This is a genomic window from Microcoleus sp. Pol12B4, from assembly GCF_036701385.1.
Classification (GTDB): domain Bacteria; phylum Cyanobacteriota; class Cyanobacteriia; order Cyanobacteriales; family Microcoleaceae; genus Microcoleus.
On the sequence record NZ_JAUBQR010000272.1, the window covers coordinates 1 to 8017 of the forward strand.

Consider the following 8017-nt stretch of genomic DNA (forward strand, 5'->3'; position numbering starts at 1 on the left):
ATGTAGCAAAATTCGCCTCGTTTTAAGGCTTGATAAAGTTCGATATCTGCTTGTCGTTCGACATAGGTAGGCGCATCGGTTGTGAGACTGCCGCCAATGTGGTAAGAGTAATCTTTCATAATTGATAGTAAATTTTTATCGTGTTAAATGAGCCTGAAAAATATTGCCATATAAGCACTTTGGAGATTGAATCTGAATAATGAATGACTCACCTTAAGGAATTGGAATTTATAAAATTGTTTAGGAAATACTTTAAAAAATAAGACTAGAGACATCATATTTTATATCTGCCAGAGCCGTCCAAGGTTAAAGAGACAAGTCGAAGTAAATTTATCACAATTCACGATGTTCATTGGGGCATTTAAACTTTCATATAGTCCTCAAACAAGTATGTCGAATTTGTCGGTTCCTGGTGAGAGACACCTTCGCGATCGATACTCACATATTTTCCTCACTTCACACCTTTATCAAATTGGAGTTGATGCGCTCTAAAAAGATAATTAGCAATTGGTATGAAGTCCAAAAAAATCTGTTCACTTTAGTTGTCCGTGAGTATATTTTTGCGAACCTTAGCAGTGATGGCACGATCTAGAACGCATAGATAATGTTTTTTGTCAATTCGTCAGTCGTAGATTTACCTAATCTTTACATTTTTCTCACCAAAAATTAGCCCAACCTTTACATAATTACACCTAAAAGAGAGTTACAAATATAGCATCAGACAAACAGTCATCCCTCGGAGGTATTATTATGGCAAAGGCAGCGTGGAAATTTTTAATGAGCACTTCATTAGTGGCTAGCATGAGCGCAATCACAGCGGCCTCATCTTTTGCTGCCTCTTTAACAAACCCTACTGTCTCTGGAACCGCCGGCACTGACTACTTGCTCTACAAACAAGTTGGTAATCAAACGGTTCGCGACGACTCAGCCTCTTTATCCACTGTATTAGAAGGTTCCGCGGCGAGCCCTGGTGGCAACGTCGAACTGTTTGCCAATAGCGAAACGAGCTTGTACACGACTCCCTTTTCTTCTGCAGGTCTTACTAACTTCAAGACAGCTCCCATTACGAGCTTGACTGGCTCCCTCTTCGGCATGAATCTTATTCTCAGCAGCCTGAATGGGGCAGACTGGTTTACAACTAAAACAGGGACCTATGACACCAGGTATGGGGCAGATAACCTCGCTAACAGATGGTTTAAGGATGTCTTTGCTGCTAATGGGTTCAGCAGCGTGCTTGGGTTCTTCGGTTCGACCATCTACAATACCGGTTTAAATGCAGGCGTCTTCCAAAGATTCAGCGACCCCAACGTTTCTTATGTGAATCAGGAAACCGCTACCAGTGATATTAAGATTGGCTTAGCCAGTCACTTCGATGCAAAAACACTATTACTACAAGCCCTACCGCCTAGTGTCGTGGGGATATTGGGTACCAAACCGCTACAAGCGAGCGAAGTCATCAAAATAACCTACGGCGGCGTGACTCAATACAAGTACAGCTTTAGGGCCACTGGGTCGGGACTGACAGCCTCAGACGACGGAATTTCTCACAACGGCAACTACGAACTCACAGTCGAACCAGTACCAGAACCCACCACAATGTTAGGAATTGCTCTTGGCGCGAGTGGTTTGTTGGCGGCTAAGCGCAAGCGGACCAAAACCTCCTAAATTTTTCTACTAAGCTCCTTTTTGTTGTGAAACCGCAGTTCAACGCAGATTACGAAGTTTTCATCTGCATTTACCTGCGGCTTTTTTATAGCAACCGCCAAGGCGGTTAAGCCATAGACTGGAAGTAGACCTTAATCTGGCTCCGGCTGTGCTCTTATAGAAACCCATGCCCAAACCCTACAGTTACGAGCTCCGGCAAAAAGTGATCCAAGCCATCAAGCTTGATGGCTTAAAGATTAGTGACGCAGCGTGTTCTATTCGCTATTAGTCGTGACACGATTCGATTATGGTTGAAGCGGGAACGCGAGACTGGGGACTTTCAAGCACTGCCGAATAAACCACCTGGGAATGGGCATAAAATTACTGACTGGGGAAAATTTACCTTCTTTGTCGAGGTTAAGGTCGATAAAACTCAAGTAGAAATGGCTCAACTATGACTGGCAGAAATTAGCGATCGTACTATCTCAAGAACTTTAAACAAAATCGGACTCACTCGCAAAAAAAACTTATGGTTATCAAGAGCGAAATGAAATAAAATGAACTGAATTTAGAGAAGAGATAGTTGTGTATAAACCCGAAGAAATAGTGTATATAGATGAAGCAGGGATGGACAATAGAGAAAATTATAGCTATGGATGGAATGAAAAAAGTCAGCGGTTTTACGATCTCACAAGTTGGAGGAGGCAAGGGCGGATTAATATGATTGCTGGCTTTTGTAATGGGCAGTTATTGGCTCCCTTTAGTGTTGAGGGTTATTGTAATCGAACGGTATTTTAAACTTGGTTATAAATTGGTTTAATACAGACGCTCAAATCCGGGCAAATACTAATTGTAGATAAGGCCACTTTTCCTAAAGGTGGAAATATTATTCAATTAATTGAAGCAGCCGGGTGTCTGTTAAAATACTTACCATTTTATTCTCCAAATCTTAACAAGATTGAGCGATGTTGGTCATGGTTAAAGAGTCTAGTTCGTAAAAAACTAACTCAATAGGGCTGTCTGAGAGATGCAATGGAAGCTGTGCTTCGCACAGCGGCTTAACTGCGTTGGCGGTTGCTACATTTTCAAATCGCTGCTACGGGATTCCTTAGTAGTTATTACTACTAATTCACATATTTTTTTAGTTAAAAATGGCTGTCCTGATGTCCAAGCTAATATTTTTTTGATTACTGCTGGCGGAGTGGTTATTACATTTTCTAAGCCTTTGCTTAATGCTTGCGCTTCCGATAAGCTAAATCCTGGCAAATCGATCGCCACTCCGATATTAAAAGGAGTGCAATTTTTATGTACTATTAAATCGCTGTAGCCACTCCGAAAATGGCGAAGGTAATTCGATTGTATTCTGGATTAATGGCGCGTTGGTTGTAACAATAACGAATCAAGGCAAAAAAGTCATCAACGGGAAAATCTAAACTTACAATACTATCAATTTTATCGACAAATATAAAGATTTTGTTTTCGGAAAATTTAGCTAACAATATGTTTTCGATAAAACAGCTCAATTCTTGCATAAAAGAAACTTCTTCTTCTTTTCACCAAGCTTTTAAATTGAATTGTTCTAGTAGGTTGAAACTGCGCCACAAATCCCCAACGATTCTTTTGTTCCACTGTAGGGGGGTTGTATTTTAGCTGCCGATGCGGGTCATGTCGATCGCGCTGCATAGAAATCCTTCTGCTTGCAGTCGGTGCAGGGTGCGAACGAGAAGGGAAGATTTGCCCATTTGTCGCGAATTGAGAATGTAGCAAAACTCGCCTCGTTTTAAGGCTTGATAAAGTTCGGTATCTGTTTGTCGTTGGACATAGGTAGGCGCATCGGTTGTGAGACTGCCGCCAATGTGGTAAGAATAATCTCTCATAATTGATAGTTAATTGTTTCGGAGAATGTCACGATCGCCCACGGCATCGCACAAATGTCTGTCCTCCTCCTTGACTTCAGCATTTGTTCGCAAATAATCCCGCACCCAGTCGCAACCATAAGCCAGGGGGTCTGTATTGAGAATTCGCTTTACATTCCACAAAATCGGCGTTTGGTCGAAGCTGGCGGAGAGAAGGAAAGTGCCGTCGGGACTGAAGGAAACTCTTGTCACCGCACCTGTATGCCCCGTGAGCGTCGTCAGCAAGATGCCGTTAGAGTTCCAGAGTTTCACCGTGTTATCGACACTTGCCGTAGCGATGATTTCACCATCCGGGCTAAAGGAAACTTCTAGCACTGCCTGTGCGTGACCTTTAAGCGTTCTCCGTAGCTGTGAAGAGTGAGGAACCGAGGTGCCTTGAAGAGTCGAAGAGAAATCTAATTTCCAGAGTTTGACGGTGCCATCGGTACTGGCTGAGGCTAAAGTCTTGCCATCTGGACTGAAACTGACCCCCAGAGTAATAGCCTGATGGGCGCGGATCACCTGCAACAAAGTGCCATCGGGCTTCCAGATAGCGATCGCGCCGCTGTTACCGACGGCGGCTAGAGCTTCGCCATCCGGGCTAAAGGCTACATCCCAGAACCCGCTGCCATCTAGCTTGAGAGTTCTCAGCAAAGTGCCGTCTGGCTGCCAGAGTTTCACCGTGCCGTCTGTACTTGCAGAGGCAAGAATTTTACCGTCAGGACTCCAAGAAATTCCGTAAACGATACCTTTGTGTGCCTTGATTTCTCTGAGGAATCTGCCACTCTTGTGCCAGAGTTTCACTGTTTTTTCGCCCCCCACGGCAATGAGTTTACTGTCAGGACTGAATGCCACAGCCCAATGCACTCCTTTGCCCTCCTTAAGCGTCTTGTGCAACGTACCATCTGGCCGCCAAAGTTTCACCGTGCCGTCTGTACTTGCAGTGGCGACGATTTTTCCGTCAGGAGCGAAAGCAGCAGCATAAACGGCAGCGTCGTGACCTTCCAGGGGCAACAGAAAAATGTTTTTCGGCTGCCAAAGTTTGACAGCATTTCCTACACCCAGCGAAGCAATGAAACTGCCGTCAGGACTGAAATCGATATGCCACACGACACCGCGATGCCCTGCAAAAGTTCTCAGCTCTTTGCCGTCTTTGCTCCAAAATTTGATGGTTCGATCGTCGCTGGCTGAGGCGATAATCTCACCGTCGGGACTGAAATCTATAGCCTCAACGCCAGAGGCGTGACCCTTAAGGGTTCGTAGGGGCTGTAACTCTTCGTCTGGCGGGGCATGGGAGCGCCAAAGTTTAACAGTTTTATCCATGCTCGCGGAGGCAAATATCTCGCCGTCAGGACTGAACTCGACCTCCCATATCGCAGCGCTATGGCCTTGAAACGTTCTCCATAACTGTACTGTGTCCCAGAATGCGCCGTTTTTTTTCCACAATCGGATCGTACCCTCGGCACTTCCGCTAACAAGCATTTCCCCATCGGGGCTAAAGCTAAGGCTCCTCACTGCATCGGTGCGATCGAGAATGGTTAATAAATTGCCGTTTTTGTCCCAGAGTTTAACGGTGTTATTCTCACCGGATGCGGCTAAAATCTCGCCATCTGGGCTGAAGGCCACACCGTTAAACTCGCTACTGTGTCCCTCAAGGGTGTGTAGGAGTTTGGGGTTCTGCCAAGAAATTCCCTGTTGCTGCCAAACTTTAACTGTGCCATCTCCACTGGCACAAGCGAGGAGTTTACTGTCGGGGCTAAAAACCATCCTCCATACCATACCGTTGTTGGCAAAAGTCCCTTGCAGAGTGCCGTCTCGCTTCCAGAGCTTGACCGTGTTATCCATACTTGATGAGGCAATTGTCTCAGAGTCGGGGCTGACTGCTAATCTATACAGTGTCGCCTGATGTCCTGAAAAGCGGTTGAACTCCGAAGCTCCATAAACTGCCTGCTCTAGTAATAATTGCACGCGATTTTCTAGTTCGGGATTTGCTCCACCGAGTTGTTGCAGTTTGCGCTTGGCTTTGATTGCGGCAATGAGGCTGTCTAATTTTTGCTCTAAGGTGAAGAGGGCTTCGGAGGAAGTGGCGATCGCTTCGATTTCGCTCAATGTAGCTCGACGATATTGCCAAAAAGCTGCTGTTCCGAGAAAGAGGGCGATCGCTAATGCTACAGAGAGTGCAGCAATAAACCACTTTTGCCGTCTGGCATTTTTTTCGACTTCTTTTAACCTTTCTGCTTCTAAAGTCAGTTGCATTTCTTGCTTGTCGAGTTCGGCGCTAGCTGCTAAAAACTGATAGTCTAAATCGCTCAAACTTTTTCCCTGCATCCAGAGTTGAGCATCTTTTAAGGCTTGTCTCCTCAAAAGGCGCGAATCATCTGTTTGTTTGGCAGCGATCCAAGCATCGAAAGATTGGGAGTAAGGACGCAGTTGCCCTAATTTTTTTTCTACCCATTCGAGGTTAAAAATTTCTTGATAAATTTTGTTTTTTACCTGCAAATATCCTTGGCTTTTTACCACTAAACCCGATAGCAATAGGTCAATTTGTTCTCCCGTATCATCGGCTTGTACTTCTACATTTTGTAATATTTGCTGGTAAATGCTGAGCAATCTTCCGGCGCGTTGTTCCTTTCTAAGGATGCGATCGCCTATCGTTTTTAAATGCTCCGGTTCGTCTTGCGATTCCCATTTATCGATGATTTGCGATCGTACCAAACTATCCACCCAAAATGCCTCTGCTCCAGGGGGAATATTTACTAATCCTCCCGCCGTTTCTCGGCTGGCTCTATACGCCAAATAGCAAATTTTATGGGTGAGAAATGGCTGTCCTGAAGTCCAAGCTAATATTTGTTTGAGAACGGCATGAGGATTACTGACGGCACTCTCTAATCCCTTAACTAATAGTTGGGCTTCGTGCAGATCAAAACCATGCAAATCTATAGCATGACCGATATTAAAAGGAGTTCGCTTTTTGTCGGCAATTAAATCGCTTGGCGTCGCTACTCCAAAAATTGCAAAAGTAATGCGGTTATACTCTGGATTAATCGCTCGCTGATTGAAGCAAAACCGAATCAGGGCGAAAAAATCATCGACAGCGAAATCCAAACTGAGAATGCTATCTATTTCATCGATGAATATAAATATCCGCTTTTGAGGAAAATTGACCAGCACGATATCTTCAATAAAATGACTCAATCTTTGCGAAAATGAGACCTCTTCTTCGTCGCGCCACCAAGTTTTTAAATTAACTTTTCCTAACAAATTGAAGCTGCGCCACAAATCCCCAACAATTCCTTTATACCACTGTAAGGGAGTGATATTTTCGCTACCGATGCGAGTCATGTCGATCGTGCTGCATTGAAATCCTTCTGCTTGCAACCTATGGAAGGTGTGAACGAGAAGGGAAGATTTGCCCATTTGTCGGGAGTTGAGGACGTAGCAAAACTCGCCTCGTTTTAAGGCTTCATAAAGTTCGGAATCGGCTTGTCGCACTACGTATGTAGGTGCATCACTGGCGAGACTGCCACCAATTTGGTATGTTACCTGGGTCATGGGGTTGATGGGTGGTTTTAAAGGTGAAAGTTTATAAAAAGAGGTAGTCTGAGCGTTAATTTTTGTCACCCTCCCTACTTAATTATAATCCCTCCTTACAATTTACGTTTTCAGATTAGTTTAAAAATAATTTTGATAAAGTAACGAGGAGAAGTTATTCTACAATATAGATAGCCTCATTTTTTAAATTTAAATTAACATTGAAATTAACAGCAAACAAGGAGAATCAATATGCTCATTCAAGAACAACCGGCCCAGTCTAAACAAATGACCCTAGACGAGTTTCGGGACTGGTATCCAGAGGCTCAAGGTCGCTTTGAATTACATGATGGAACTGTTATAGAAATGCAAGCCACTGGAACTCACGAACAAGTAGGGAGCTTCCTGGCCATTGAAGTGGGAGTAGAAATTAAACGTTTGGCTTTGCCCTATTTCATTCCCCGCGAAGGAATTATTAAGGCTATTGATTCTGATAAGTCTGGCTACGGCCCAGATGTGATGGTATTAGATTAGCAACAAATCGAAACGGAACCAATGTGGAAAAAGTGCTAGACTATTACCAGAGGTGAAACTATCCGTTTAGTCATCGAAATCGTGAGTACGAATTGGCAATATGACTACTTGATAAAGTTAGCAGAATATGAAAAATTGGCAATTCCTAAATACTGGATTATCGATTATTTAGGTTTAGGTGGCATAAGATATATTGGCAACCCCAAGCAACCAACTATTTCCGTAAAGCAATTAATTGACGGTGAGTATGTAGTTAATCAGTTTAGAGGTGATGATGTGGTGCCATCGCTTGCTTTCCCGGATTTAAACTTAACGACCGAACAGATTTTTCAGATAGGGCAATAACTAAATAAAGTTGTGCGAACCAAAATAGAGGCGGTACAACTCGCAGCTTAGCGTACAGCGGTTGTTAT

Annotated in this window: 2 protein-coding genes and 3 pseudogenes; 3 read left to right on the forward strand and 2 right to left on the reverse strand. The window is 43.9% G+C overall.

Annotation, left to right across the window (positions count from 1 at the left end):
* The first annotated feature begins 777 nt into the window (after positions 1 to 777).
* Together QUA38_RS25795 and QUA38_RS25800 are read left to right on the forward strand one after the other, a co-directional pair.
* Positions 778 to 1665 (forward strand): NF038130 family PEP-CTERM protein, encoded by an 888-nt coding sequence (locus QUA38_RS25795; RefSeq protein WP_333166952.1) that lies wholly within the window; start codon positions 778 to 780, stop codon positions 1663 to 1665.
* Between the two features lie 166 nt (positions 1666 to 1831).
* Positions 1832 to 2658: pseudogene (locus QUA38_RS25800) on the forward strand (IS630 family transposase).
* Between the two features lie 87 nt (positions 2659 to 2745).
* Here the strand turns inward: QUA38_RS25800 and QUA38_RS29510 are convergent.
* Positions 2746 to 3521: pseudogene (locus tag QUA38_RS29510) on the reverse strand (AAA-like domain-containing protein); the annotation flags it as partial.
* Between the two features lie 9 nt (positions 3522 to 3530).
* On the reverse strand, positions 3531 to 7091 hold the full coding sequence (locus QUA38_RS25820) for a WD40 domain-containing protein (RefSeq protein WP_333166959.1): 3561 nt from the start codon (positions 7089 to 7091) through the stop codon (positions 3531 to 3533).
* Positions 7092 to 7322: 231 nt separating this feature from the next.
* Between QUA38_RS25820 and QUA38_RS25825 the strand changes: the two are divergent.
* A pseudogene (locus QUA38_RS25825) lies at positions 7323 to 7949 on the forward strand (Uma2 family endonuclease).
* Positions 7950 to 8017 lie beyond the last annotated feature (68 nt).